Genomic DNA, 23,014 nt, shown 5'->3' with positions numbered 1-23,014 from the left:
TCAGGAGCGATGAAGAAGAGCCACCCCATTCGGCGTGTCATGCTCGCCACCGCCGCCACCGTGTCCGGGATCGTGCTGCTGCTGTCGCTGAAGCCGGCGTCCGATCCGGCGTCCGCGTCGGCGGCGGGCGGCGCGGCACCGCAGCAGACGGCCGCGGCCCAGGAATCGGCCCAGGGCGGTGCCGCGGCCGCTCAGTCCGGCACGGTCACCGGAGACGTGGTCAAGACCCAGTACGGGCCCGTCCAGGTGCGCCTGACCATGAGCGGCGGGAAGATCAGCAAGGCCGAGGCCGTGCAGGCGCCCAGCGGCGGGACCAGCAGCCAGAAGACCGAGCTGGCCGTGCCCAGGCTCAACCAGGAAGCGGTCGCGGCCGGCAGCGCCGACATCGACGCCGTCTCGGGCGCCACCTACACCAGCGACGGCTACAAGCAGTCCCTGCAGTCCGCGCTGGACAAGGCCAAGGCCACCGGCGGCGGGGCGTCGTCCGCGTCGCCCTCCCCGACGGGCGGCGGATCGTCCACCCAGGCCAAGACGGTCACCGGGAGTGTGGTCAAGACCCAGTACGGGCCCGTCCAGGTGCGTGTCACCGTGAGCGGCGGGAAGATCAGCAAGGCCGAGGCCGTGCAGGCGCCCAGCGGCGGGACCAGCAGCCAGAAGACCGAGCTGGCCGTGCCCAGGCTCAACCAGGAAGCGGTCGCGGCCGGCAGCGCCGACATCGACACCGTCTCGGGCGCCACCTACACCAGCGACGGCTACAAGCAGTCCCTGCAGTCGGCCCTGGACAAGGCCGGTGGCTGAGCCGGCCGACGGGCCGGCTCAGGGCCCGCCCGCCCTGCGTCACGCCGAGGAGGTCATGGGCACCGTCGTCTCCTTCGACGTGCGCGGCGGCGACCCCCAGGCCGTGGGGACCGCGCTGGAGGAGGCGGTCGCCGGGCTCCACCGGGTGGACGAGGTGTTCAGCACCTATCGCGAGCAGAGCCAGATCTCCCGGCTCGCCCGCGGTGAGCTGACCGTCGAGGAGTGCGATCCGGAGGTCGCCGAGGTGCTCGGTCTGGGCGCCGAGGCGGAGCGGGTCAGCGAGGGCTGGTTCAGTACGAGGTACGAAGGACGTCTCGATCCGACCGGGATCGTGAAGGGCTGGGCGGTCGAGCGGGCGGCCCGGCACCTCGTGGCGGCCGGGGCGAGCGGAGTGAGCGTCAACGGCGGCGGTGACGTCCAGCTGTACGGCGTCCCCGGGCCGCACCGGCCGTGGCGGGTCGGCGTGTCGGACCCGCTGCGCCCGGGAGCACTGGCCGCCGTGGTCTCCGCCGCCGGGGTCCCGGAGCTGGCCGTGGCCACCTCCGGGACCGCCGAGCGCGGTGCGCACATCGTGGATCCGCGCACCGGGCGGTCCGCGGTCACCGACCTGGTCGCCGTGACCGTGGTGGGACCCCGGCTGACCTGGGCGGACTCCTGGGCGACGGCTGCCTTCGCGATGGGCTCGCGGGAGGCGCTGGCCTGGCTGGAGTCGCTGCCGGACGTGGAGGCACTGCTCATCACGGCGGGCGACGAGGTGCGGTGCACCGGGGGCCTCGCTCAACGGCTCGGCTGACCGGAGCGTCCCTTCCGGGGGCGCGGGGAACCACGCGACCGGCCACATCCGGCCCGCGGCCAGAACGCGACGTACATCGGTGGAGGCGCGACCCCGACCGGGGTCGCGCCTCCACCGTCGTCCACCTCAATGATGGTTCTGAGCCAACCGCAACAGGTGATCGGCCAACGCCTGCCCACCCGTCGGTTCACGGCTGATCAGCAGCAACGTGTCGTCCCCGGCGATCGTCCCGAGGATGTCGTGCAGCTCGGCCTGGTCGATCGCCGAGGCGAGGAACTGCGCGGCCCCCGGCGGAGTACGCAGAACGACGAGGTTGGCCGAGGCCTCCGCGGAGATCAGCAGCTCCGCGGAGAGCCTCCGCATCCGCTCTTCCTTCGCCGACTCCCCCAGCGGCACCCGCGGGGTGCGGAAGCCGCCCTCGCTCGGTACCGCGTAGATGAGGTCGCCGTCGTTGTTGCGGATCTTCACCGCGTTCAGCTCGTCCAGGTCCCGGGAGAGCGTCGCCTGGGTGACGCTCAGCCCGTCGTCGGCGAGGAGCTTCGCCAACTGGCTCTGGGAACGCACCGGTTGCCGGTTGAGGATGTCCACGATCCGGCGGTGGCGTGCGGTGCGGGTCTGCGGCACGGCAGGCCCTGCGTGCTCGTTCTCCTGCGCCTGACTCATCGTCGTCTCATTCTTTGGCTCGTCCGTCCCCGTTGGTGACCGCGTCGAGGACGCCGGGAAGCGCCCGGAGGAAAGCGTCCACCTCGTCGTCGCCGAGGTTCAGCGGCGGCATCAGCCGTACGACATCGGGGGCGGGCGCGTTCACCAGGAAACCGGCGTCCTGAGCCGCCTGCTGCGCCTGGGGCGCGAGCGGCTCGGTGAGCACGATACCCAGGAGGAGGCCCGAGCCCCGGACGTGGGCGATCAACGGGTGGCCCAGCGACTCGATTCCGTCGCGCAGCTTCTCGCTCGCGGACTTCACGTTCTCCAGCAGGCCCTCGGCCTGGATGGTCTCGAGGACGGCGAGTCCGGCCGCGCAGGCGATCGGGTTGCCGCCGAAGGTGGTGCCGTGGTGGCCCGGCTGAAGCAGCTCGGCGGCGCGTCCGAAGGCGACGGTCGCGCCGAGCGGCAGCCCGCCGCCGAGTCCCTTCGCGAGCGTGACGACGTCGGGCAGGACGCCCTCGTGGGCCTGGTACTCGAACCAGTGCCCGGTACGGCCGATGCCGGTCTGCACCTCGTCGAGGACGAGGAGGGACCCGGTGGCGGCGGTGATCGCCCGGGCGGCCTTCAGATAGCCGGCGGGCGGGACCACGACCCCGTTCTCGCCCTGGATCGGTTCGATGACGACCAGGGCCGTCTCCTCGGTGACCGCGGCGGCCAGGGCCTGCGCGTCGCCGTACGGGACGTGCGTGACGTCGCCGGGCAACGGCAGGAACGGCTCCTGCTTGCCGGGCTGGCCCGTGAGGGCGAGCGCGCCCATGGTGCGGCCGTGGAAGCCGCCCTGGGTGGCGACCATGTGGGACCGCCCGGTCAGCCGCCCGATCTTGAAGGCGGCCTCGTTGGCCTCGGCCCCGGAGTTGCAGAAGTAGACCCGGCCGTCGCGCCCGAAGAGCTGGAGCAGCCGTTCGGCGAGCGCGACGGGCGGCTCGGCGACGAAGAGGTTGGAGACATGGCCGAGCGAGGCGATCTGCGTGCTGACCGCTTCGACGATCGCGGGGTGGGCGTGGCCGAGGGCGTTGACCGCGATGCCGCCGACGAAGTCCAGGTACTCCTTGCCGTCGGCGTCCCACAGCCTGGTGCCCGCGCCGCGGACGAGGGGCAGGCGCGGGGTGCCGTAGTTGTTCATGAGGGCGCCCTGCCACCGCTCGGTCAGCTCGGCGTTGGTCGCGGTGCCGGTCATACGGCATCCCCCTCTTCCTCGTCCGGCACGACCATCGTGCCGATGCCTTCGTCGGTGAAGATCTCCAGCAGGATCGAGTGCTGGACCCGGCCGTCGATGACGCGGGCCGTGGTGACGCCGTTGCGTACGGCGTGCAGACAGCCCTCCATCTTCGGCACCATGCCGCTGGCCAGCTCGGGCAGCAGCTTCTCCAGTTCGGAGGCGGTGAGGCGACTGATCACCTCGTCGCTGTCGGGCCAGTCCTCGTAGAGGCCCTCGACGTCCGTGAGGACCATGAGGGTTTCGGCGCCCAATGCCGCAGCGAGTGCCGCAGCCGCCGTATCAGCATTGACGTTGTAGACATGTCCGTCGTCCTGGGAGCGGGCGATCGAGGAGACGACCGGGATCCGGCCGTCGGCGAGCAGTGCCTCGATCGCGCCCGTGTCGATCTCGGTGATCTCGCCCACCCGCCCGATGTCGACGAGTTCCCCGTCGATCTCGGGCTGGTGCTTGGTGGCGGTGATGGTGTGCGCGTCCTCGCCGGTGAGTCCGACGGCGAGCGGTCCGTGCTGGTTGAGCAGCCCGACCAGCTCGCGCTGCACCTGCCCGGCGAGCACCATGCGTACGACGTCCATGGCGTCCTCGGTGGTCACCCTGAGGCCCGCCTTGAACTCGCTGACGATGCCGTGCCGGTCCAGGGCCGCGCTGATCTGCGGGCCCCCGCCGTGCACGACGACGGGCTTCAGACCGGCGTGGTGCAGGAACACGATGTCCTGCGCGAACGCCGCCTTCAGCTCCTCGTCGATCATCGCGTTGCCGCCGAACTTGACGACGACGGTCTTGCCGTTGTGCCGGGTCAGCCAGGGCAGCGCTTCGATGAGGATCTGGGCTTTGGGAAGGGCGGTGTGTTTCCGCGTGGGTCCGTGGCTCATGAGGAGTAGGCGCTGTTCTCGTGGACGTAGTCCGCGGTGAGGTCGTTGGTCCAGATGGTGGCGGTCTCGGTGCCGGCGGCGAGGTCGGCGACGATGTGGACCTCGCGGTAGCGCATGTCGACGAGGTCGCGGTCCTCGCCGACGCCGCCCTTCTTGCAGACCCAGACGCCGTTGATGGCGACGTTCAGCTGGTCGGGCTCGAAGGCGGCCCGGGTCGTGCCGATCGCAGAGAGGACGCGTCCCCAGTTGGGGTCCTCGCCGTGGATGGCGCACTTCAGGAGGTTGTTGCGGGCGATGGAGCGGCCCACCTCGACGGCGTCGTCCTCCGTCGCGGCGCCCACGACCTCGACCTTGATGTCCTTGCTGGCGCCCTCGGCGTCCTGGATGAGCTGCTGGCCGAGGTCGTCGCAGACCGCACGGACGGCCTCCGCGAACTCCTCCTGCTTCGGGGTGACTTCGGAGGCCCCGGAGGCGAGCAGCAGAACGGTGTCGTTGGTGGACATGCAGCCGTCGGAGTCGACGCGGTCGAAGGTGGTGCGGGTGGCGGCGCGCAGGGCCCGGTCGAGTGCGTCGCGGTCGAGGTCGGCGTCCGTGGTGAGGACGACGAGCATGGTGGCGAGGCCGGGGGCGAGCATGCCGGCGCCCTTGGCCATGCCGCCGACGGTCCAGCCGTCCTTCGTCACGACGGACGTCTTGTGCACGGTGTCGGTGGTCTTGATGGCGATGGCCGCCTTCTCGCCACCGTGCTCGGACAGCCCGGCGACGGCCCGCTCGACTCCCGGCAGGAGCTTGTCCATCGGCAGGAGTACGCCGATGAGCCCGGTGGAAGCGACGGCGACCTCACCGGCGTTCAGGTCCAGCGTCTCGGCGACCTTCTCGGCGGTGGCGTGCGTGTCCTGGAAGCCCTTGGGGCCCGTACAGGCGTTGGCGCCACCGGAGTTGAGGACGACGGCGGAGACGACGCCGCCCTTCAGCACCTGCTCGGACCACAGGACCGGCGCGGCCTTCACACGGTTGGAGGTGAAGACGCCCGCGGCGGCGAGACGGGGCCCGTTGTTGACCACGAGGGCCAGGTCGGGATTGCCGTTCTCCTTGATGCCTGCTGCGATGCCGGAGGCGGTGAAGCCCTGGGCAGCGGTGACGCTCACGGTGCGACTCCGATCGTGGAAAGGCCCAGCTCCTCGGGGAGCCCGAGGGCTATGTTCATGCTCTGGAGGGCGCCGCCCGCGGTGCCCTTGGTGAGGTTGTCGATGGCGCTGATCGCGATGATCCGCTGTGCGGCCGCGTCGTACGCGACCTGGACCTGAACGGCGTTGGAACCGTAGACGGACGCCGTGGCGGGCCACTGCCCCTCGGGGAGCAGGTGCACAAACGGTTCGTCGGCGAAGGCCTTCTCGTACGCGGCCCGTACGGACTCGGCGGTGACGCCGGCCCTGGCCTTCGCGGTGCAGGTGGCGAGGATGCCGCGGGGCATCGGCGCGAGGGTCGGCGTGAAGGAGACGGAGACGGGCTCGCCGGCGGCCGCGCCGAGGTTCTGGATCATCTCGGGGGTGTGGCGGTGGACGCCGCCGACGCCGTACGGGGACATGGAGCCCATGACCTCGCTGCCCAGCAGGTGCGGCTTGGCCGCCTTGCCCGCGCCGGAGGTGCCGGAGGCGGCGACGATCACGGCCTCCGGTTCGGCGAGTGCGGCCGCGTACGCGGGGAAGAGCGCGAGCGAGACGGCCGTCGGGTAGCAGCCGGGCACCGCGATGCGCTTGGACCCCTCCAGCGCGGCGCGGCCGCCCGGCAGCTCCGGGAGCCCGTAGGGCCAGGTCCCGGCGTGCGGGGAGCCGTAGAACTTCTCCCAGTCGGCGGGGTTCCTGAGCCGGAAGTCGGCACCCATGTCCACGACGAGGACGTCCGGGCCGAGCTGTTCGGCGACGGCGGCGGACTGGCCGTGCGGCAGCGCGAGGAAGACGACGTCGTGCCCGGCGAGCACGTCGGGGGAGGTCTCCTGGAGCACCCGGTCGGCGAGCGGCAGCAGGTGCGGCTGCAGCGCGCCGAGCTTCTGGCCGGCGTTGGAGTTTCCGGTCAGGGCGCCGATCTCGACCTCGGGGTGCGCGAGGAGCAGCCGCAGCGCTTCTCCGCCCGCGTACCCACTTGCTCCGGCCACTGCCACTCGTACCGCCATGGAACCCTCCTCTTGGATGGCATGACTATACGTTTCGCTGCACGTTTATGCAATCCCATGGATCGGTATGCGGAACGACCGAGTGCCGGCGCAGCGCCACCCCCGCGCTCGCGGCGGGCGCGGGGGTGGCGCTGCGCCGGCGCTCGTCTGGTTCCGGTTGCGCCCTGGCTGTGCGCACCGCAGGCTGCCCATGTGAACCACATCCCGGAGCCGGTGTGCCGCCCGTTCTGGTGACGGGCGCGGCGGGCAGCGTCGGTGCCGTCGGACGATCCGTTGTCGAAGGCCTTCGACAACGGGACCTGCCCGTCCGGGCCATGGTGCGTCGCGACGACGAGCGGGCACAGGCGCTGCGCGCGACCGGCGCCGAGGTCGTCATCGGAGACCTGACGCGCGCAGGCGATGTCGCCGACGCCCTGGCCGGCTGCGCACGCATGTACTTCGGCATGAGTGTCTCGGCGCAGTATCTGGAGGCTGCCGTGACGGCGGCGGCCGTCGCGCGTGCGTACGGGCGCCTGGAAGTGTTCGTGAACATGTCGCAGCTGACTGTCTCCGAGATGGACCTCACCAGCACCTCCGAGTCCGTGCAGCAACGGCAGCAGTGGCTGGCGGAGCAGGTCCTCGACTGGTCGGGCCTGCCCGTTGTCCAGGTCAGGCCCACCGTGTTCATGGAAAACCCGCTGTTCCGTGTCGGCTTCTCCTCGATCGCGAAGTACGGAACCATCAGATTGCCCTTCGGCCGGGCGAAGTCCTCCCCTGTGGCGGCCGGCGACGTCGCCGCGGTCGTGGAGGAGATCCTGGCCGACCCGGCCCCGCACATCGGCAGGATCTATGAGCTGACCGGCCCGCGCTCGGAGGACATCGCCGCCATGGCGGCGGAGGTCTCCACAGTTCTGGGCCGACCGGTCAGGTACGCCGACATCCCCTTGCAGGAATGGATCGACGACGATCTCAGGCCGCTGGGGCTGCCCGATCACGTCTTCCAGCACATCTCCACCATGGCTCGCCTTCATGCGGAGAATCGATACGACCGCAAGGCGGAAGGGGTCGAGCAGGTCACCGGGCGGCCTCCTTCAGGGGTGGCCGATTACGTCCGGGACAACCTCAGCCTCTTCAGCCCCTGAAGCCCTTCCCTCTCCGAGCGCTGTCCAGCGTGTCCTGCGCCGTGGCCTGACCATTGCAGGCGGATGTCGTCGCGGAGGGCACCCGGCAAGCCCTTGGCCAAGCAGAATCGCCAGATGCCCGAGCACGGCGCGGATCAGGGCTGCCTGCTGGACAACCGGCACGCGGAGGCGGGGATCCGGTTCGACGCCCTCAGCGAGTTGTTCGATCCGGTGACTTTCCGGCACGTCGACCAGCTCGGGATCGGTGCCGGCATGCGGTGCCGGAAGATCGGCGCCGGTGGTCCGTCCGTACCCCTCGGGCCGGCCGAGCGGTTCGGCCCCTCGGACGGTGATCGCCACCGACACTCCATGCCCACAGACTCTCCCCGACGTACGGCGGCATCTCAACGGGATTCGGCGGCGGAGCTGGTAGCGGGATGCGGCAACGACGGCCGCACGCTCCGGACGCGGGCCGGCGGGACAATCGTCGTGCGCCCCGCCCGCTCACCCCCGGAGGACCACCCGTGACCCAGGACCTGGCCGACTTCACCGCACCGCACGCCGAGCGGCCGCCGGTGCCCCTCGCCGTCGACTGGGCGGCGGTCGAGAAGTGGCTCGGGCTGCGCCTGCCGGGCGAGTACAAGCGGCTGATCGACCGCCACGGGCCCATGGACTTCGGTGAGTACGTGTGGATCCACGGTCCCTGTGCCGAGGAAGGACGGTTCGACTACGGGGACTGGCTGCGCGAGAAGCACCGCGCGGCGCGCATCGAGTTGCGCGACCTCCCGGAAGACGAGCGGTACGCCGTCCATCCCGCGCCCGGCGGGCTGCTCGCCTGGGGGTGCAGCCGGGGCAGCGACGTCTTCTTCTGGGACACGTCGAGTTCCGACGACCCCGACCGGTGGACCGTGGTCGTCCGGCACTCCGGGTCCGTGCCGGGCAGCGGACTGCGGAACTGGCACCCGTACGACCTCACCCTCGGCGCCTATCTGCGGCACACGGTCCGCGACACCTGGGAACTCCCTTCGCCGCCGGGCCCCTTGATCGGCCCTCTGCCCGGATCCGTCGCCCGCACCGCGTTCCTGCCGACGGCCGCGCCTTGGACCCCGCCCGCGCGGACCGCGCCCCGCCTCACCGAGACGCAGCGCCGTGTCGCGCTGGAGACCGGCGCCGGCCTCGCTGCGCTGCGGCTGCTCTGCCCGCCGCCCGCGACGCCGTATCTCGGCGGCGGTCGGTGGGCGTCCCTCTTCGCGGAGCTGGGCACACGGCTGCCGCGGGAGTACGTGACGCTGATGGACGAGTACGGCGCGGGCTGCTGGAGCGAGTGGCTGCGCTTCCTCACCCCGCTGCGGACCGGCGAGCGGCGCTTTCGCACGCACATCGAGCAGACCACGGGCGGGTATCGGAAGCACAGGGAGAGCTACCCGGAGCAGTATCCGCTGCCCGCTTGGCCCGAGCCGGGCGGTTTCCTCCCGTTCGCCTGTTCCATCGACGGCGACTACCTCGGCTGGCTGGCCGAGGGCCCGGACCCGGACACCTGGCCCCTGATCGTCTGGCCGCGCCACGCGCCGCAGGGGCCGCGCCTGGAGAGCGGCCTGGTCGACACCCTGGTCGCCTGGCAGCGCGGTCTGCTCACCGCGCCGGGCCTGGCCGGTCTGGACGAGGACGACGACCCGGTCGAGTTCGCCCGCTTCGAGTCCTGGGACGACCGGGCCTACTGGTGAGGAGCCCCGTGCAGCGCTCCCCCGCGTGCCGAACTCCGTTGGCCGGACGCGATGATGAGCCCATGGGCACACCGATCACAGGCATCAATACGGCGGGCTTCACCCAGCGGGAGGCGGATCTCTGGACCGACGAGCGGGGACTCGTCCTGTCGCTGCACTTCTTCCCCCTCGTCCCGGACCTGCCGGCCCCGCTCCACGAACCGGACCGGCTGCGGCGCGGCCTCGCGGAGGGCGCCGCACGGGCCGGTGCCGGTCTGATCGAAGCGGTGACCGGCGACGTGGCCGGTGTGCCGGCCGTCCGGCAGCTGATCAAGGTGCGCCGGCCGGACGGTCACGGCCAGGTCTTCCTCGGCTCCTGGACGATACCGAAGGCTGGTTGCAGCACGGTCGTCAAGGTGCAGGCCGGGGAGGGGGCCACGACCGGGATGCGCGAGGCCGTCGTGCTGAACCAGGTCGGCCCGGCCGCCTACTTCAGGCCCCATCCGTACGCGTACGACCTCCAGGGCGCCCTGCCGTACCACGTCGCCGACCACGAGGAGTGGGACGCGCACTTCCCGGACCATCCGCTCACACTGGTGCGCGACGCGCTGCGCCGGATCACGCCCACCGTGACGTTCGACCCGCGGTTCACGTCCCTGCCGCCCTTCGGGGCGCAGCCGGCCTGGGCACCGCCGATGCCGCCGGCACCGCCGGCGCTCTAGGGCCTGTCCGGCGTCAGTCGGCGATCAGTGGACCGGTCGTCGATCACAGGGCGGCCTCCGCCACGGCACCCGCGCCCACCGGCACGCCGGTTCGCCGCGGCGGTGCGGTCCGCGCAGCTCAGGGCCACTTCGGAAGTGGTCGCCGTCCGCGCTTGACCTGGAGTGCGCTCCAGGTTCTACCGTTGTTGTCATGACCAGCGGACAGCCCCTCCCGCTCCACCGGGAACCGACCCTCACGATCGCTCAGGTCGTCGAGCGCACCGGCCTGTCGCACGACACACTGCGCTACTACGAGAAGGCCGGTCTGATCGAACGGGTCGGCCGGACCACCGGCAACCAACGCCGTTACGAGGCGGCGGACCTGGCCTGGCTGGAGTTTCTGCTCCGGCTGCGCGAGACGGGCATGTCGATCGCGGACATGCAGCGGTTCGCGCTGCTGCGCTCGCGGGGCGACGCCACGGTCCCGGACCGGCTCGTGATGCTCCGCGAGCACCGCGCCGAGCTGGCGGAGCGCATCCGCGCCCTGCGCCGCAACGCGGCCGCCCTCGACGACAAGATCGACCACTATGAACGGCTGCTCGGCCAGCCGGAACCAGGAGAACCGACATGAGCGACGCCACCACCCGCGAAGAGCGCTTCGAGCACGGCCTGCGGGTCCTGAAGCAGGTCGACGGCGAGGCCGGGGAGCGCGTCGTCGCCGCCTTGGGCGACATCAATCCCGAACTGGGCCACCAGATCGTCTCCTGGGCCTTCGGCGACATCTACGACCGCCCCGGACTCGCCCCGCGCGACCGCCAGTTGGTGACGCTCGGCATGCTCACCGCGCTCGGCGGCTGTGAGGTTCAGCTGGAGGTGCACGTCAACGCGGCGCTGAACGTGGGCCTTTCGCCGGACGAGATCGTCGAGGCGCTGCTGCACTCGGCGGTGTACTGCGGCATACCCAAGGCGATGAACGCCTCCCTCGTCGCGAAGAAGGTCTTCGCCGAGCGTGGGCTGCCGCCCGCCGGACAGCAGCCCACGGCCGCCGCGGCTACCTCTGCCTGATCCGCAGGAACGTCACGGAGTTGGCCGGGAAGGTATACGTGAACCTGTCGGCCACCCCCTCCAAGACGGACGTCACCGGTGCGACAGGCGTCGCCGTCCGCGAGTTCACCGCGTCGGGCGCGGCGACGAGCGTGTAGGTGCCGGTGTCCTTGACGCCGAACGCGACGAGGAAGCCCTCCTTGCCGGACTTCTTGGTGGCCTTCACCCGCAGGTCGTAGTCGTGCCAGGCCGGGTCGCCCGCCGAGACCATGGTGTTCTCGGCGGCCACGTCGCTCTGCACGTACTGCCCGTCCTCGACGCTCCAGCTTCCGCCGCCCGTGTGCGTCCACCGCGAGGCGTCACCGCTGAAGTCGTCGCCGAGCAGCGTGGTCCCGTCCTCGCCGGTGACCCGCACATCGTCGTACGCGGCGGTGGTCGCCCACGTCGACAGGCCGACCGCACCGGAGATCGGCCCGCTCAGGGCGGGCGTGCCGCTCGCGGTGCTGGGCACGACCCGGTCGCCGGTATTCGTCATGAAGAGCTTCTGGACCTCGTAGTCGGCGGAGCCCCAGGAGGCGTGGTTGTCGAACCAGATCATGTCGGGGCGCCACTGCACATAGTCCTCGTTGGCGAGCAGCGGTGCGTACGAGGCCAGCTTGACGACGTCCGCGTTGCGCTCCAGACCGGTCATGTACGCGGCTTCGGCCAGGGCGTTCTTGAAGGTGTTGCCGCCCGACGCGTACTCGCCGAGAAACACCTTGGGGCCGTTCCTGTCGTACGCGTCGTAGCGGTCGTTGTTCTGGAGGAACCACTGGGGGCTGTTGTAGTAGTGCTCGTCGACCATGTCGACGTCCGCGTCACGGTTGAGCTTCCAGGCGGTGTCGAAGGTCGGACCGCTGTCGTCCGGGCCGGCGTTGGAGATGACCGTGACGTCGGGGTACTTCGCCTCGATGGCGGCCCGGAACCGCGTGAAGCGGGCGAAGAACTCGTCGGGGAGGTTCTCCTCGTTGCCCACCTCGAGGTGGGTGAGGTGGAAGGGCTCGGGATGGCCCATCCTGGCGCGCTTCCTGCCCCATTCGCTGGTCACCGGGCCGTTGGCGAACTCGATGAGGTCCAGCGTGTCCTGGATGTGGCGCTCGAGGAGAGCGTCGTCGTCGACGGCCTTGTTCTGGCCGCAGCCGGTGACGAGGGCGGGCACCACGGGCAGCGGCATCGCGCCCGTGTCCTCGGCGAACTGGAAGTACTCGTAGTAGCCGAGCCCGTAACTCTGGTTGTAGCCCCAGAAGTTGGCGTTGGTGGCGCGCTGCTCGACGGGTCCGATGGTGTCCTTCCACTGGTACGACCGCTTGCGCTCGTACCCCGACGCCTCGTCGTATCCCCTCATCGAACCGGTGTTGACGAGACAGCCGCCGGGGAAGCGGACGAAGCCGGGGTGCAGGGCGGCGATCTTCTCGGCGAGGTCCTTGCGCAGCCCGTGCCCCATGTAGGTGTCATGAGGGATGAGCGAGACCATGTCGAGCGCGACGGCGCCGGCGGCGGCGACGGTGAGCCGGCCGGTGGTGCTGGTGCGGCCGGCGGTGAACCTGGCCGTGTACTTGGCCCAGCCGCCGCGCACGGTGACGCGGCGGGCCCGGGCCAAGTCACCGTCCGTGTCGTGCAGGGTCACGCTGAGGGGGTCGGCCTGGTCGGCGCGGGCCCAGACGGAGAAGTCGTAGACCTTGCCGCTCTCGACCGCGATGCCGGTGTTGTAGCCGGAGTTGGTGACCGAGGAGTCGCCGCCGAGGGCCAGATAGCTGCGGTTGCGGGCATTGAGCCGTCCGTCGTCGCTGACGACGTCCGCGGTACCGGAGGTGTTCCAGGAGGTGAGCGGGGTGTACGACGTGTTGTCGGCGGTCGCGTACTCGAACGACCTGTTCTGCACGAGTTCCGCGTAGAGCCCGCCGTCGGCGGCCCTGTTGATGTCCTCGAAGAACACCCCGTACATGGTGTCGTCGATCTTCGCCCCCGATCCCTTGGGATCGACGGCGATCGCGTAGTCGGTGATGTCTTCGGCGTGGGCGGGCGCGGGAACGCCGACCGAGGCCACCAGTAACGCGGCGGCTGTGAGTCCGAGTCTCCAGCGGGTGCGGGTGGGTGACATGGATACTCCGCGGCTCTGTAGGGTCTGAGGTTCGATATTTCGAACTGCGATCAGTACATCGAACGGCAAGATAGGCAGGGGGCTGGAGTGCGTCAATGGGTCGGACACAGGGCCCTCCCCGTGGATGCGCTGCCGCCGTACCTGGCCTTCGCCGGCTGTCTGGCCGTGGTCGGCCCCCGTCGAGTCGCCGGACGGCATGTGGCGGCCGAGCCACGGGCACAGCGCCCGGCCGGGCCCAAGGCCCCGGCGCCGCCTGCGCCGTCGGCGCTCGCACCCGGCCCGGTAGGGTCAAACCGCCGTACGAAGGAAGGGAGCCGATGGGTGAGTTCTGGCCGGTGGCCGATGCCCTGGGGTATCTGACGGGAAGCTGGCGCGTGGAGCGCACCGTGCGGGATCTCGCGGGCGGGGCCGAAGGGCACTTCACCGGGACGACCGTCTTCTCACCCCTGGAGGACGGCGGCGGCGGGCTGCTGCATCAGGAGTCCGGGACGTTCGTGTGGCAGGGCGCCGCGAGACCGGCCGAGCGAACGCTGTGGTTCCTGCCCGGGGAGACCCTCGGCATGTCGGACGTACGGTTCGGTGACGGGCGCCCCTTCCACGTCCTCGACCTGACCACCGGGCACCATGTCGCCGACCACCCGTGCGCCGCGGACCTCTACCGCGGCGAGTTCACCGTGTACGCCGAGGACCGCTGGCGGACGGTGTGGCGGGTCGGCGGACCGGCCAAGGACCTGATCCTCACGACCGACTACGCGCGCGAAGAACCGACTGGGCGCGCGACCGTCTAGACGCGCTGGAGTCCGGCCTCCAGCCGGAGGTTCCAGCGCCCGTTGGCGCCGATGAGCGTGACCGTCGACAACGGGCGGACGTCGATGTTCCAGTACGTCGACGGATGGGCCCGCAGCGCGTGGACCAGGGCCGCCCGCACCACCGACGGCTCCGCCACGGCGACGATCTGGCTGCCGTCGTCCGCGGGCCGGGTGTCGAGCCACTGCCCCACCCGGGAGACGAAGGACATCAGCGGCTCACCGCCGTGCGGAGCGGAGCGCGGATCCGCGAGCCAGGCGTCGACCGCCGACGGCTCACGGGCCATCGCCTCGCCCAGCGTCAGACCGCGCCACCGGCCCATGTCGCAGTCGCGCAGCGCGAGCTGGGCGAGCGGGGCATAGCCGAGCGCGTCACCGGTCGCCCGGCTGCCCGGGGACGGCGAGCAGTAGCGCAGCTCGGCGGCCGCCAGCGGCACCAGCTCAGCGGCGGCCCGCTGCACCGCGTCCCAGCCGGCCTGGTCCAGCGGCCGGTCCTCCTCGAAGCGCTCCGCGAGCAGCGAGGAGCTGCGCGCGGTGGCGACGAATGTGACCCGAAGATGCATGCGGCGATCGTGATGCTCACAAGTGCGCAGGTCAAGAGGTGTTACTCAGGAGTTACCAAGGGTATCCACGAGGTCACACGGCTCGCCCGGTCTACTGTTCGAACGCGAGCGCCATCCAGTGGCCCGGCGTGTCGAGCGGCTTGAAGCCGAGCTTCGCGTAGACGCCGTGCGCGTCCTCGGTGGCGAGCAGGACGCGCCGCAGCCCGAGGGGTTCGAGGTGTGCGCGTACGCCGCCGACCAGCGCGGTGCCGATCCCCTTGCCGCGTACCGAGGGGTCGACGTAGACGTCGCAGAGCCACGCGAACGTCGCCCGGTCGGTCACCACGCGCGCGTACGCCACCTGTTCGCCCGAAGCCGCCGCGTACACCCCGAAGTTGAGCGAGCCGGCCACCGCGCGCTCCTGCTTCTCGCGGGGCCGCCCGATCGCCCAGTACGCGTCGGCCGACAGCCAGCCGTGGACACGGTCGAGGTCGATCCGGGCGGGGTCGGTGGAGAGTTCGTAGCCGCCGGGCAGGCGTTGTGCGTCAGTCATGCCGGGAGGTTCGCAGGCGGACGTGCGGTGCGTCGATCGGTTTTCGCCTGGTGGACGGGGCCGTCGTCGGGGGCGGGTGCGATGCCGCGGCTGGTGCCGCTGCCTCAGAGGACCGCGTCACACGCGGTACGCAGCCTGCGCACCCCCTCCGTGATCTCTCCCGTTCCCGCGACCCCCGCGAAGCTCAACCGCAGGTGGGCGGCGGGGGGTTCGGCGCTGAAGTAGGGGCGGCCGGGCGTGACCGCCACGCCCGCGCGCAGGGCCCCCGCGACCACGGAGGGCTCGTCCGCGCCGTCGGGCAGCCGCAGCCACAGGTGGTAGCCGCCGGACGGGATGTGCGGCAGGGCGAGTTCGGGCAGGTGCAGGCGCAGTGCGGCGGTCATCGTGTCCCGACGGTTCCTCAACTCGACGCCGACGGAGCGCAGATGGCGGGGCCAGGCCGGGGATCCGACGAGTTCGAGCGCGGCCTCCTGGAGCGGGCGCGGCACGAAGAAGGTGTCGACGACCTGGATGGCGCGCAGCCGCTCGAGGACCGGTCCGCGCGCGGCCAGCGCGCTCACCCGGAAGCTGGGCGAGGTCACCTTGGTCAGCGAACGGACGTGTACGACAACCCCGTCGGGGTCCTCCGCGGCCAGCGGCGGCGGCAGCGGCCCGGCGTCCTCGTGCACCAGGTGTCGTACGAAGTCGTCCTCGACCACGAACGCCCCGGCGTCGCGCGCGATCCGCAGCACCTCACCACGGCGCTCGGGTGCGAGGACGGCGCCCGTCGGATTCTGGAACAGCGGCTGGCAGACGAAGACGCGCGCACCCGTCGCCCGGAACGCGTCGGCGAGCAGGGCGGGTTTCACCCCGTCGGCGTCCACGGGGACGGGCACCGGCCGCTGCCCGGCCGCGCGGGCGATCGCCAGCATGCCGGGGTACGTGGGTGATTCGACCAGGACCGGGGCGCCGGGCGGGGCCAGTGCGCGCAGGGCGGTGGTCAGCGCCGACTGACCGCCCGCCGCGATCAGTACCTCGGCCGCGGTGATCGCGCCGCCGATGCCCCGCGCGAACCACTCGCGCAGGTCCCCGAGCCCCTCCACGGGCGGCCGCGCCCACACCCCGGGGCGCCGCCCGGCCCGGGACAGCGCCGCGCCCATCGCCCGCTCGGGCTGGAGGGAGGGGTGCAGATAGCCGCCGTTGAACTCGACGACCCCGGCCGGTGGTGCGGCGAGCGAGACGAGCACGCCGGAGGCGTCGACGGTGCGCGGCACGAGTTCGGCGGCGGCGTCGGCGCTGAGGGCGACCTCCTGCCAGGCGGTGTCCCCCACGGTGGCGGGGGCCCGCCGCGGCTCGGCCCGGAAGGCCCCGGCGCCCGGCCGCGTGATCACCAAGCCCTCGGCGACCAGTTGCGCCAGGGCCCGCGAGACGGTCACGGGACTCACCCGGAATCGCTCGACGAGCGCCCGGCTCGACGGCAGCTTCTCACCGGGAGAGTAGCGGTTCAGGTCCGTCCGCAGACGATTTGCCAGATCACCGACGCTGCTACGCTCTTGCATGAGAGCACAGGATAGCGCTACTGCCGATACCCCGATAGCGGTGCCCACCCAGCCCAGGAGCACGGCGCACACGCACCCCGCGGCCCTTCCGCGGGACACCACCGGCGTGGATCCCGCTTCCCTCCCACGGGACACCACCGGCGCGGGCCCCGCTTCCCTCCCCCACCGCTCCGGCACGCTCCAGGCCGCTCTCGGAGTCACCGCCTTCTCCCTCACCTTTCCCGCCACCGCCTGGGGCCTGGAGGGCTTCGGCCCCTGGTCGCTCGTCACCGTGCGCAGCCTGCTGGCCGCGGTCATCGCGGGTGGCTGTCTGCTGGCGCTGCGCGTACCGCTGCCCGCCCGGCGGCACTGGGCGGGCCTCGCCGTCGTCGCCGCGGGCGTCGTGCTCGGCTTCCCGCTGCTGACGACGCTCGCGTTGGAGACGGCCACCACCTCGCACGCGGCCGTGGTCGTCGGGCTGCTGCCTTTGACGACTGCCTTGTTCTCGGCGCTGCGCACCGGCGCACGCCCTTCCCGCACCTTCTGGATCGCGGCCCTCTCCGGCGCCGCCGCCGTCATCGCGTTCACCGTGCAGCAGAGCGGCGGCGCCCTGACCAGCGCGGACGCCTACCTCTTCGGGGCGCTGCTGGTCTGCGCGGCGGGCTACACCGAGGGCGGCCGGCTCGCCCGGGTGATGCCCGGCTGGCAGGTCATCGGCTGGGCCCTGGTGCTGTGCCTGCCGCTCTCGGTGCCGGGCGCGCTGGTCGCCCTGGCGTACGAGCCGGTACAGCTGGCGGCACACAGTGTCGCCGGGCTGCTGTGGGTGGCGGCGGGTTCGCAGTTTTTGGGGCTGGTCGTCTGGTACCGCGGTATGGCCGCGATCGGCATTCCGAAGGCCAGCCAGTTGCAGTTGGCCCAGCCGCTGCTCACACTGGTGTGGTCGGTACTGCTCCTCGGCGAGCACCTCACACCGGCCGCCCCGCTGACGGCCGCGGCCGTACTGGTCTGCATCGCGGTCACCCAGCGAGCGCGAGGCTGAGCGGCATGCACGGCCCGGGGCAACCGAGGCGGGCAGCCGTAGACTGGCGGTGACTGACCGCTACTCCCGCACATGACGAGGCACATGACGAGGAGGCCCTTCAGATGCATGCGACTGAGGGCGACCAGCTCGTGCAGCACGGCAGGGTCGTCGGGCAGCACGACAAGATCGCAGAGATCGTCGAAGTAATGGGCGCCGAGGGCACTCCCCCGTACCGCGTCCGCTTCCAGGACGGGCACGAGGCAGTGTGTTCACCGGGCCCGGACTCCGAAATCCGTCACCCCAAGCCCCTCGGGTCGCTCTAGTTCAGCGTGGAGGTTTCGCCGGCTGCTGATAGTGGTCGGCGACCACGCGTGCCAGCGCGCCGATCCGGTCCGCCGCGACCTCCTTGGCCGAGAAGAAGACATGCCCGCGCACCTGCGGGTAACCCTTGGCGAGGGTGAGGTGCCGGGAGAGTTCGACCGGGTCCTGCCAGGCGGCGGGCTGCGCCGGGTCCCCGGCCTTGTACAGGGCCTCGCCGACGTACAGCCGTACGCCGGTGCCCTTGGCGACCGCCGCCCACCAGGGCACGAGCTTCGCGTAGTCGGCCGCGGCGAAGCCGATGTTCCAGTAGACCTGCGGGCAGATGTAGTCGATCCAGCACTCCCGTACCCAGGTGCGGGTGTCGGCGTACAGATCGTCGTACGTCTGCACGCCCGCCCGTGTGTCCGAGCCCAGGGGGTCCGTCGCGGCGTTGCGCCACACCCCGAAGGGGCTGATCCCGAACCGTGCGGCGGGCCGCACCTTCCGGATCAGGGCCGCGGTCTCGCTCACGAGCCGGTCGATGTTGTGGCGCCGCCAGGAGGCCCGGTCCGGGAAGTCCGCGCCGTGGGCCGCGTACGCCGCGTCGTCGTCGAAGGTCTGGCCCGCGACCGGATACGGGTAGAAGTAGTCGTCGAAGTGCACGCCGTCGACCCGGTATCGACGCACCGCGTCGAGCATCGCGTCCTGGACGAAGGCGCGGACCTCGGGCAGCCCGGGGTTGTAGTAGAGCTTCCCGCCGTACGGCACGGCCCAGTCGGGGTGCAGCCGGGCGGGGTGCGAGGCGACCAGCCTGGCCGGGTCCGTGTGGTTGGCGATCCGGTACGGGTTGAACCAGGCGTGCAGCTCCAGGCCCCGCGCATGGGCCTCCGCGACGGCCGTGCCGAGCGGGTCCCAGCCGGGGTCCTTTCCCTGGGTGCCGGTCAGGTACTGGGACCAGGGCTCGTACGGCGAGGGCCACAGCGCGTCGGCGGTGGGGCGGACCTGGAAGAACACCGCGTTCAGCCGGCGACGGACCGCGGTGTCGAGGTGGGCCAGCAGTTCGGCGCGCTGCTCGGCCGGGGTGAGCCCGGTGCGGGAGGGCCAGTCGCGGTTCGCGACGGTCGCCAGCCACATGCCCCGCAGCTCGCCGGCCGCGCGCCGCCGGCCCGGCGGGGCCGCCGGGCCGCCCCGTGGCGCGGCCGCCAGGTCGCCCGCCGTCCCGAGAGTCGTCAGCGCGGCCATCGCGAACGCCCGACGTGACAGTCGCCCCATCTGCACACCCCTCCCCGCCGCGGCCCCGCGCCACCGTGCGGATCCGCGCGGTCACGGATCGTCTCCCTGTCCAGCATGCCCGCCCCGGGTGATCGATCACCGTCCCTTCGGGGGTAACGTGCACGATCGGGGCAGGCACCGAACAACGGGGGCCCTGCCAGCCCGATGATCAGCGAAAGGGACGATGTGACCGACATCGAACGCGTCGGAGTGGTCGGCTGCGGCCAGATGGGAGCGGGCATCGCCGAGGTGTGCGCCCGCGCCGGTCTTGACGTCAAGGTCGCCGAGACCACCGGCGAGGCCCTGGAGATCGGCCGGACCCGTCTGTTCAACTCGCTGTCCAAGGCGGCCGAGCGCGGCAAGATCTCCGAGGAGGAGCGGGACGCGACGCAGGCCCGGCTCAGCTTCACCACCGACCTCGGCGAGTTCGCGGACCGCGATCTGGTGATCGAGGCCGTCGTCGAGAACGAGCAGGTGAAGACGGAGATCTTCCAGGTGCTCGACCAGGTGGTGACCCGGCCAGACGCGATCCTCGCCTCCAACACCTCCTCGATCCCGCTGGTGAAGCTCGCCGTCGCCACCTCGCGCCCCGACCAGGTCATCGGCATCCACTTCTTCAACCCGGCCCCGGTGCAGAAGCTCGTCGAGCTGATCCCGGCCCTCACCACCTCCGAGGGCACCCTCAGCCGCGCGCAGGGGCTCGTCGAGAAGATCCTCGGCAAGCACGCGATCCGCGCCCAGGACCGCTCCGGCTTCGTGGTCAACGCCCTCCTCATCCCGTATCTGCTCTCCGCGATCCGGATGTTCGAGTCGGGCATCGCCAGCCGTGAGGACATCGACAACGGCATGGAGCTGGGCTGCGCCCATCCGATGGGCCCGCTCAAGCTGTCCGACCTGATCGGCCTGGACACGGTGGCCTCGGTCGCGTCGTCGATGTACGAGGAGTACAAGGAACCGCTGTACGCCGCTCCCCCGCTGCTCCAGCGCATGGTGGACGCGGGCCGGCTGGGCCGGAAGTCGGGCTCGGGCTTCTACTCCTACGCCTGACCCCGTACGCGCCGGGACGACCCGCGCCCGACTGCGCAGCGTGAGGCCCAGGCCGCCACGGGCCCGGCACCGAAAAGTGGTGCCGGGCCCGCGCCATTCACACACCGTGTGCGCGCCGGGCCCGCATATGCCGCTCGCACACGCTCCCCACACGTCCACCAGGCGAGTTGACTTTCCGTGCGTACACAAGGGATGTGACGACTACGGAAAGGAGCGGACACGTGACCGCCGACCCCGAGCATCCCGTGGTCCACGGAGAAGTCGCAGAGTTACGCCGTCGCCTCGATGTGGCACATGCCCGCGTCGAGGGAGGGCTGGCTCTGCTCAGCCATCGCGCGGAACAGACCGCCAAGGATGTCGACGACCTGAGCACACGGGTCGTCACACTGGAACACACCCGCTGGCCACTGCCCGCGGTCGCGGCCATCACGGCCGTGGGCGCGCTCGCCGTGGCGGTCTGGCAGGCTCTGGGCCACTGAGGCCCGAGGACGCGGTGATATCAGGGCAAAGCGTCCTGCCCGAGCCTCAGATGATGCAGGAGGAGCAGCGCGGCCGCCATATTGGCGGCCGGGACCTCGCCCCGGGCGACCATGTCGGGTACGAGCTTGAGGGGAACCCACTCCCGACGGTCCGACTCGAAGTCGTCCACAGGGTGCCCGGTGTACACGCCTTCGTCGGCCCAGAAGATGTGGTGCCGGGCGTCGGTGAGCCCGTTGGAGGGCTCGACGCTCATCAGATGGCGCAGGGGTCCCGGTCGCCAGCCGGTCTCCTCCTCGAGTTCACGGGCCGCCGCCACGGCGATGTCCTCGCCGTCCTCGACGACGCCCGCCGCGAGCTCCCACCCCCAGCTGTCGGTGATGAAGCGGTGCCGCCACAGGAGCAGCACTTCGTTGGCCTCATTCACGACGGTGGCCACGGCGACGGGCCGCAGCCGTATCAAGAAGTGATCGAGGTGCCGGCCGTCCGGCAGCTCGACATCCGCGAGATTGACGCTGAACCAGCGGTTTTCATACACAGTTTGTTCGTTCTGTTTCGTCCACTGCACGGTTCTGCCACCTTCCGCCGAGTAAGTGGCAATATCGCAGCAGGAGCGTCCACTCAGCAGGCTCACAGCGGCGCGCTCGCAGCGCAGCGGCAGGCGCAGTCGCCCGCGCCCCGAGGGGGGCGGGGTTCCCCCGCAGGGGGTGGGGCCGGTTCGTCTACAGCGGTACGCGCAGTGCCCCGTCGATCAGTTCGGCGGCCTCGGCCGTGCCCGCGCAGCCGCTGCGCGCCAGATGTTCGCGTACCGCCCGCAGTCTGTCGCGCAGGCGCTGGGACTCCATCCCGCGCGCCTGTTCCGCCATTTCGACCGCCGTGGCGACCGCCTTGTCGGCGTTGCCCTGGCGGAGCTCGATCTGACTGAGCATCGCGAGCCGGTGCACCCGCCCCCGGTCATGGGCGGGGGTGTCGACGGCGGCCGCCGCGTGCTCGCCCGCCGCCACCAGGTCGCCGAGGCTGAGCAGCGCCTCCGCCACCTGGACGTTGACCAGGCCGGGCTGGACATAACCGGTCTCGTCGGGCTCGTAGCCGCGCCGGATGCGCTCGGCCGCCTGCTCGGCCCGCCGGATGCAGGACAGCGCGCTCGTACCGTCGCCGAGGTGCGCGTACGCCTTGGCCTGCATCGCGTAGAGGTCGGAGGCGAGCGCGGGAGTGATGTGCTTGCCCGCGGCGCGCAGCGCGGCCTCGGCGAAGGCGACGGCCTGCCGGTGTTCGCGCATGAACAGCGACTGGTTGACCAGCAGGGCTATGACATAGGCGCCGAGTCCCCGGTCCCCGCTGGCCTTCGCCAGCCGGAGTGCCTGGTGGAAGTAGCGCTGGGCGAGGCCGTGGGCGTCGGAGTCGTACGCGCAGATGCCCGCGATGGCCACCAGGCCGCCGGTGGCCCGGTGCAGTTGACGGCCGGTGGCGTCGGTGTAACTGCCGCGCAGTAAGGGTGCCGTCTCGGAGTTGAGGAAGCCGACGATGCGGGTGCGGGTCGCTATGCCGCCCGCCTTGCGGTACATCTGCTCGTAGTGGGCGCGGGCCGCGCGCAGCATCTCGATGTCGGCCATCCTGACCCGGTGCCGGCCGCCGCGCGAGACGTCCACGTCCTCGGGCGGGTTCTCCCACTCCCAGACCGGCATCACGGCAGGCGTTCCGGTGACGGCGGGGGCGCCGAGGATGTGCGGGCGCTGCTGTTCGTCGGAGCGCCACAGGGCGGTGGCCCGCTCGACGAAGCCGGAGAGCGTGGAAGCGTGGGGGGCGGACGGTTCACCGGGAACGCCGAGGCCGATGTCGTCGAGCGTCACCGGGCGGTGCAGCCTGGCCGCGAGCACTTCGCAGATCAGGTCGGGCACCTGGCCGCGCGGCCGCTGGCCCTTCAACCACCGTGCCACGGCGGTGTGTTCGTACCTGAGGGCAACACCACGCGCCCTCCCCACCTGGTTGACGTGCGCGGCGAGTCCCGCGTGGGAGATCCCGGCCTCGTCGAGGATCGCGTCGAGCAGAGTGTTGGGCTGCATGAATGCCCTCCGGTGGCTCGGTGCCGACAGAGTAGTGCGTCCGCCTTCGCACGGGGTGTGAACGGAGTGCTCGAATCCGGGCTGTGCGCGCGCTGTTGCGGAGAGTTTCCGACCGCTTGACTGAAATGCCTCGTAAGAGGCCGGCCGGGCCGCCGGCTCCCCCTCGTACAG

24 protein-coding genes and 1 pseudogene are annotated in these 23,014 nt (G+C 71.4%); 13 read left to right on the top strand and 12 right to left on the bottom strand.

Translation table 11 applies throughout. From position 1 onward, the window contains the following. Positions 1-9: 9 nt before the first annotated feature. Positions 10-798 (top strand): FMN-binding protein, encoded by a 789-nt coding sequence (locus tag SAVERM_RS34760; RefSeq protein ID WP_010988168.1) that lies wholly within the window; start codon positions 10-12, stop codon positions 796-798. After that, a complete protein-coding gene (locus SAVERM_RS34755) occupies positions 791-1,591 on the top strand; it encodes an FAD:protein FMN transferase (protein ID WP_037646507.1) in 801 nt (266 codons plus the stop codon). Before SAVERM_RS34760 ends, SAVERM_RS34755 begins: the two co-directional genes overlap by 8 nt. Positions 1,592-1,717: 126 nt before the next feature. Here the strand turns inward: SAVERM_RS34755 and SAVERM_RS34750 are convergent, their stop codons facing one another. The 5 genes from SAVERM_RS34750 to argC are packed head-to-tail and all read right to left on the bottom strand — an operon-like array spanning position 1,718 to position 6,557. Next, on the bottom strand, positions 1,718-2,254 hold the full coding sequence (locus SAVERM_RS34750) for an arginine repressor (protein ID WP_010988166.1): 537 nt from the start codon (positions 2,252-2,254) through the stop codon (positions 1,718-1,720). A 7-nt stretch (positions 2,255-2,261) separates the two neighbouring features. Continuing rightward, complete coding sequence (locus SAVERM_RS34745; protein ID WP_010988165.1) at positions 2,262-3,473, bottom strand: acetylornithine transaminase; 1,212 nt, start codon at positions 3,471-3,473, stop codon at positions 2,262-2,264. Then, complete coding sequence (argB, locus tag SAVERM_RS34740) at positions 3,470-4,384, bottom strand: acetylglutamate kinase (RefSeq protein WP_010988164.1); 915 nt, start codon at positions 4,382-4,384, stop codon at positions 3,470-3,472. Before argB ends, SAVERM_RS34745 begins: the two co-directional genes overlap by 4 nt. Continuing rightward, entirely contained in the window at positions 4,381-5,532 is a 1,152-nt protein-coding gene (argJ, locus tag SAVERM_RS34735) for a bifunctional glutamate N-acetyltransferase/amino-acid acetyltransferase ArgJ (RefSeq protein ID WP_010988163.1), read from the bottom strand. The genes argB and argJ overlap by 4 nt, the downstream gene beginning before the upstream one ends. Further along, a complete protein-coding gene (gene argC, locus SAVERM_RS34730; protein ID WP_010988162.1) occupies positions 5,529-6,557 on the bottom strand; it encodes an N-acetyl-gamma-glutamyl-phosphate reductase in 1,029 nt (342 codons plus the stop codon). The genes argJ and argC overlap by 4 nt, the downstream gene beginning before the upstream one ends. 170 nt (positions 6,558-6,727) lie before the next feature. Here argC and SAVERM_RS34725 point away from each other — a divergent pair, with 170 nt between their 5' ends. The 6 genes and pseudogenes from SAVERM_RS34725 to SAVERM_RS34700 all read left to right on the top strand — a co-directional run bounded on the left by SAVERM_RS34725 (position 6,728) and on the right by SAVERM_RS34700 (position 11,126). Then, complete coding sequence (locus tag SAVERM_RS34725) at positions 6,728-7,678, top strand: NAD(P)H-binding protein (RefSeq protein WP_306292881.1); 951 nt, start codon at positions 6,728-6,730, stop codon at positions 7,676-7,678. A gap of 114 nt (positions 7,679-7,792) precedes the next feature. Continuing rightward, positions 7,793-7,999: pseudogene (locus SAVERM_RS40665) on the top strand (SAM-dependent methyltransferase); the annotation flags it as partial. Positions 8,000-8,181: 182 nt separating this feature from the next. Beyond that, complete coding sequence (locus SAVERM_RS34715) at positions 8,182-9,381, top strand: SMI1/KNR4 family protein (protein ID WP_010988159.1); 1,200 nt, start codon at positions 8,182-8,184, stop codon at positions 9,379-9,381. Positions 9,382-9,443: 62 nt separating this feature from the next. Next, positions 9,444-10,082: a hypothetical protein gene (locus SAVERM_RS34710; RefSeq protein ID WP_010988158.1), complete on the top strand. Its 639-nt coding sequence runs from the start codon at positions 9,444-9,446 to the stop codon at positions 10,080-10,082. 190 nt (positions 10,083-10,272) lie between these two features. After that, a complete protein-coding gene (locus SAVERM_RS34705; RefSeq protein ID WP_010988157.1) occupies positions 10,273-10,692 on the top strand; it encodes a MerR family transcriptional regulator in 420 nt (139 codons plus the stop codon). Continuing rightward, entirely contained in the window at positions 10,689-11,126 is a 438-nt protein-coding gene (locus tag SAVERM_RS34700; RefSeq protein WP_010988156.1) for a carboxymuconolactone decarboxylase family protein, read from the top strand. The genes SAVERM_RS34705 and SAVERM_RS34700 overlap by 4 nt, the downstream gene beginning before the upstream one ends. Here the strand turns inward: SAVERM_RS34700 and SAVERM_RS34695 are convergent. Next, positions 11,113-13,245: an alpha-L-arabinofuranosidase C-terminal domain-containing protein gene (locus SAVERM_RS34695; RefSeq protein WP_010988155.1), complete on the bottom strand. Its 2,133-nt coding sequence runs from the start codon at positions 13,243-13,245 to the stop codon at positions 11,113-11,115. The genes SAVERM_RS34700 and SAVERM_RS34695 overlap by 14 nt on opposite strands. 317 nt (positions 13,246-13,562) lie before the next feature. Here SAVERM_RS34695 and SAVERM_RS34690 point away from each other — a divergent pair, with 317 nt between their 5' ends. Beyond that, entirely contained in the window at positions 13,563-14,033 is a 471-nt protein-coding gene (locus SAVERM_RS34690) for a DUF6314 family protein (protein ID WP_010988154.1), read from the top strand. On the opposite strand, the gene SAVERM_RS34685 is transcribed toward SAVERM_RS34690, so the two are convergent. The 3 genes from SAVERM_RS34685 to SAVERM_RS34675 form a co-directional block, all read right to left on the bottom strand. After that, a complete protein-coding gene (locus SAVERM_RS34685) occupies positions 14,030-14,614 on the bottom strand; it encodes a histidine phosphatase family protein (protein ID WP_010988153.1) in 585 nt (194 codons plus the stop codon). The genes SAVERM_RS34690 and SAVERM_RS34685 overlap by 4 nt on opposite strands. Before the next feature lie 91 nt (positions 14,615-14,705). Continuing rightward, positions 14,706-15,146, bottom strand: coding sequence for a GNAT family N-acetyltransferase (locus SAVERM_RS34680; protein WP_010988152.1), 441 nt, complete (start codon positions 15,144-15,146; stop codon positions 14,706-14,708). A gap of 104 nt (positions 15,147-15,250) precedes the next feature. Beyond that, entirely contained in the window at positions 15,251-16,684 is a 1,434-nt protein-coding gene (locus SAVERM_RS34675) for an aminotransferase-like domain-containing protein (RefSeq protein ID WP_037646504.1), read from the bottom strand. On the opposite strand from SAVERM_RS34675, the gene SAVERM_RS34670 reads away from it, so the two are divergent. Next, the gene (locus SAVERM_RS34670; protein WP_010988150.1) at positions 16,683-17,702 is read left to right on the top strand and encodes a DMT family transporter; all 1,020 of its coding nucleotides are present in this window, start codon (positions 16,683-16,685) and stop codon (positions 17,700-17,702) included. The two genes, SAVERM_RS34675 and SAVERM_RS34670, sit on opposite strands and share 2 nt — an antisense overlap. 104 nt (positions 17,703-17,806) lie before the next feature. Continuing rightward, positions 17,807-18,007 (top strand): DUF1918 domain-containing protein, encoded by a 201-nt coding sequence (locus SAVERM_RS34665; protein WP_010988149.1) that lies wholly within the window; start codon positions 17,807-17,809, stop codon positions 18,005-18,007. A 1-nt stretch (position 18,008) separates the two neighbouring features. On the opposite strand, the gene SAVERM_RS34660 is transcribed toward SAVERM_RS34665, so the two are convergent. After that, positions 18,009-19,256, bottom strand: coding sequence for a glycoside hydrolase family 10-like protein (locus SAVERM_RS34660; RefSeq protein WP_037646501.1), 1,248 nt, complete (start codon positions 19,254-19,256; stop codon positions 18,009-18,011). A 186-nt stretch (positions 19,257-19,442) separates the two neighbouring features. Between SAVERM_RS34660 and SAVERM_RS34655 the strand changes: the two genes are divergently transcribed. Together SAVERM_RS34655 and SAVERM_RS34650 are read left to right on the top strand one after the other, a co-directional pair. Further along, positions 19,443-20,303 carry a 3-hydroxybutyryl-CoA dehydrogenase gene (locus tag SAVERM_RS34655; protein WP_037646663.1) on the top strand — a complete coding sequence of 287 codons (861 nt, stop codon included), beginning with the start codon at positions 19,443-19,445 and terminating at the stop codon, positions 20,301-20,303. 221 nt (positions 20,304-20,524) lie between these two features. Beyond that, complete coding sequence (locus SAVERM_RS34650) at positions 20,525-20,782, top strand: hypothetical protein (RefSeq protein WP_037646499.1); 258 nt, start codon at positions 20,525-20,527, stop codon at positions 20,780-20,782. Between the two features lie 20 nt (positions 20,783-20,802). On the opposite strand, the gene SAVERM_RS34645 is transcribed toward SAVERM_RS34650, so the two are convergent. Together SAVERM_RS34645 and SAVERM_RS34640 are read right to left on the bottom strand one after the other, a co-directional pair. Continuing rightward, the gene (locus tag SAVERM_RS34645; protein ID WP_010988145.1) at positions 20,803-21,348 is read right to left on the bottom strand and encodes an NUDIX hydrolase; all 546 of its coding nucleotides are present in this window, start codon (positions 21,346-21,348) and stop codon (positions 20,803-20,805) included. A gap of 154 nt (positions 21,349-21,502) precedes the next feature. Then, positions 21,503-22,843 (bottom strand): NsdA family TPR-like regulatory protein, encoded by a 1,341-nt coding sequence (locus tag SAVERM_RS34640; protein ID WP_010988144.1) that lies wholly within the window; start codon positions 22,841-22,843, stop codon positions 21,503-21,505. Between the last annotated feature and the right edge of the window lie 171 nt (positions 22,844-23,014).

Origin of the sequence: Streptomyces avermitilis MA-4680 = NBRC 14893 (assembly GCF_000009765.2) — a bacterium.
Classification (GTDB): Bacteria; Actinomycetota; Actinomycetes; order Streptomycetales; family Streptomycetaceae; genus Streptomyces; species Streptomyces avermitilis.
This window is presented reverse-complemented; position numbering and strand designations above follow the sequence as displayed.